Origin of the sequence: Mesorhizobium sp., assembly GCF_004962925.1 — a bacterium.
Lineage (GTDB): Bacteria > Pseudomonadota > Alphaproteobacteria > Rhizobiales > Rhizobiaceae > Mesorhizobium.
On the sequence record NZ_SUEO01000265.1, the window covers coordinates 3,743 to 5,933 of the forward strand.

General features: G+C 63.8%; 4 protein-coding genes. 2 read left to right on the top strand and 2 right to left on the bottom strand.

What is annotated here, in order from left to right; genetic code table 11:
- Positions 1–234 (top strand): triose-phosphate isomerase (locus tag E5W87_RS31825; RefSeq protein WP_292406829.1); only part of this gene is annotated, 234 nt, incomplete at its 5' end.
- A 29-nt stretch (positions 235–263) separates the two neighbouring features.
- Positions 264–707 (top strand): RpiB/LacA/LacB family sugar-phosphate isomerase, encoded by a 444-nt coding sequence (locus tag E5W87_RS31830; RefSeq protein ID WP_095483850.1) that lies wholly within the window; start codon positions 264–266, stop codon positions 705–707.
- Here E5W87_RS31830 and dhaL read toward each other — a convergent pair.
- Positions 704–1,342 (bottom strand): dihydroxyacetone kinase subunit DhaL, encoded by a 639-nt coding sequence (dhaL, locus tag E5W87_RS31835; RefSeq protein ID WP_292406832.1) that lies wholly within the window; start codon positions 1,340–1,342, stop codon positions 704–706. The genes E5W87_RS31830 and dhaL overlap by 4 nt on opposite strands.
- Before the next feature lie 11 nt (positions 1,343–1,353).
- The coding region (locus E5W87_RS31840; RefSeq protein WP_292406835.1) for a dihydroxyacetone kinase subunit DhaK at positions 1,354–2,191 on the bottom strand (838 nt) is incomplete at its 5' end.

A 2,191-nucleotide genomic window follows, 5' to 3' on the forward strand; every position in this document is an offset into this window, starting at 1 on the left:
AAGGGCATTCCGGCAAGCGCGGACTATGCCGATAGGCAGCAGGCGCTGATCAAGAAGATCGCCGGCGACCTCCTGCCGGGCATACCGCCGGTGCTTTATGGCGGCAGCGTCAATCCGCAAAATGCCGCCGAACTGATCGGTCAGCCTCATATTGACGGGCTGTTCATTGGCCGCTCAGCCTGGCAGGCGGAAGGCTATATCGACATCCTCCAACGCGCCTCGGCGGCGATCTGAAATTAACCGAACAAGGAAAGGATACGACCATGAAAATAGCCATTGGAGCCGACAGTGCCGGCAAGCCGCTGCTCGACGTCATTGCCGCGCATCTCGCCACCAAACCAGGCCTCGCCGTCAGCGACCTCAGCCAGGCGGGCTACTATGCCGACCTGTCGCAGAAGCTCGCCCAGACCATCCTCGACGGCGAGAACGATCGCGGCATCCTGTTTTGCGGTACCGGGATCGGCGTTTCCATCTCGGCCAACAAGGTGCCCGGCATTCGCGCCGCACTCACCCATGACACCTATTCGGCGGAGCGCGCAGCCAAATCCAACAATGCCCAGATCATCACCATGGGTGCCCGCGTCATCGGCCCGGAACTGGCCAAGTCGATCGTCGACGCCTGGCTCGCATCGGAGTTCGACGAAAAGGGACCGTCGGCCGGCAATGTCCAGGCGATCGACAGGCTCGACGCGGCGAAGCTGGGCTAACCCAGGCTTTTCCGCATCGCGCCAATCACCGTGAAGGCCGATGCGGCGCCCGGGTCCATATGCCCGAGCGATCGTTCGCCGAGCCGCGATGAGCGACCCTTCGCGGCGATCATGTTCTTGGTCGCCTCGGCGCCCCGTTCGGCTGCTTGAAGCGCCGCCTCAAGGCTTTCGGACAGGCTCTTGCCGGCGGCATCCGCGGCCGCCGCTGCTTGCGCCGCCGGCAGCCAGGCGTCGACCATCGTCTTCTCGCCGATCTCGGCCTTGCCGCGATCCTGGATGCCTTGCGCCATCGCCTGGAACAGGGCGATGAAATCGGCACCCGTCAAGGTCGCCTTGCCCTTGACGGCGGCCGCACCACGCATGAAGGCCGTCGCATAGAGCGGACCTGACGAGGCACCGACGGCATTGAGGAACGATTTCGCCGCGGTGTTGAGGAGAGCTGTCGGCTCGGTCGCCGGGAGGTCCAGCAAAGCTAAGGCATCGCGCACCGCGCCAAAGCCGAGCGCCATCGCGATGCCATGATCGGCGTCACCGATGACGCCATCTAATTGGCACAGCCTGTCCTTGTCGGCCTCGATCGCCACCGCGATCGCATCGAACATAGTTTTCAGATCGGCTGTGCCGATGGATGTCATGGATGCTGCTTTCAGCCGGCGCGGAACATGGCGCAGTCACAAGGATGGTCGAGCATCGTCTGCAATTCGCCGTCGAGATGCATCAGCGTCACCGAGGCGCCGGCCATTTCGAGCGAGGTGCAATAATTGCCGACCCAGGTCGCGTGAATTGACGCGCCGATGTCATCCAGCCGACGTTTCACGCGCCGGTTCATGATGTAGAGTTCCATCAGCGGCGTCGAGCCGAGCGAGTTGACGAGCACCGCGACGTTGTCGCCGCGTGCCGGCGCCATCTCGTCGAGGATTTTGTCCAGCATCTCGTCGGTGATCTCGTCGGCTGTTTTCAGTTTTCCGCGCGCGATGCCCGGCTCGCCGTGAATGCCCATGCCGATCTCCATCTCGTCCGGACCGATCTCGAAATTCGGCCGGCGGGTCTGCGGCAGCGAACAGGGCGACAGCGCCACCCCCATGGTGAAAGTATGGTCGTTGGCCTTCCGGGCGATGCGCTCGCATTCATCGAATGAGAGCATCCGGTCGCAGGCAGCACCGGCAGCCTTGAAGATGAAGAAATTGCCGGCAACGCCGCGCCGCTTTTGCCGCTGGTCACGCGGCGCCGATGCCACGTCGTCGGTAGTCAGCACGGTGCGCACTTCGATGTCATCCATCGCCGCCATCTCGGCGGCCATGTCGAAATTCATCACGTCGCCGGCATAGTTGCCATACATGAACAGCACGCCGGCACCGCCGTTGGCCGCCTTGGCGCATTCGAGGATCGGGTCCGGCGGCGGCGAGGCGAAGACATTGCCGATCGCCGCCGCGTCGGCCAGCCCCTTGCCGACGAAACCGAGGAAGGTCGGCTCGTGGCCCGAG

What these genes read in the sequence shown, in the direction of transcription:
- E5W87_RS31830 (WP_095483850.1), top strand. Translation starts at nt 264, where the DNA reads ATGAAAATAGCCATTGGAGCCGACAGTGCCGGCAAGCCGCTGCTCGAC.
- dhaL (WP_292406832.1), bottom strand. Translation starts at nt 1,342, where the DNA reads ATGACATCCATCGGCACAGCCGATCTGAAAACTATGTTCGATGCGATC.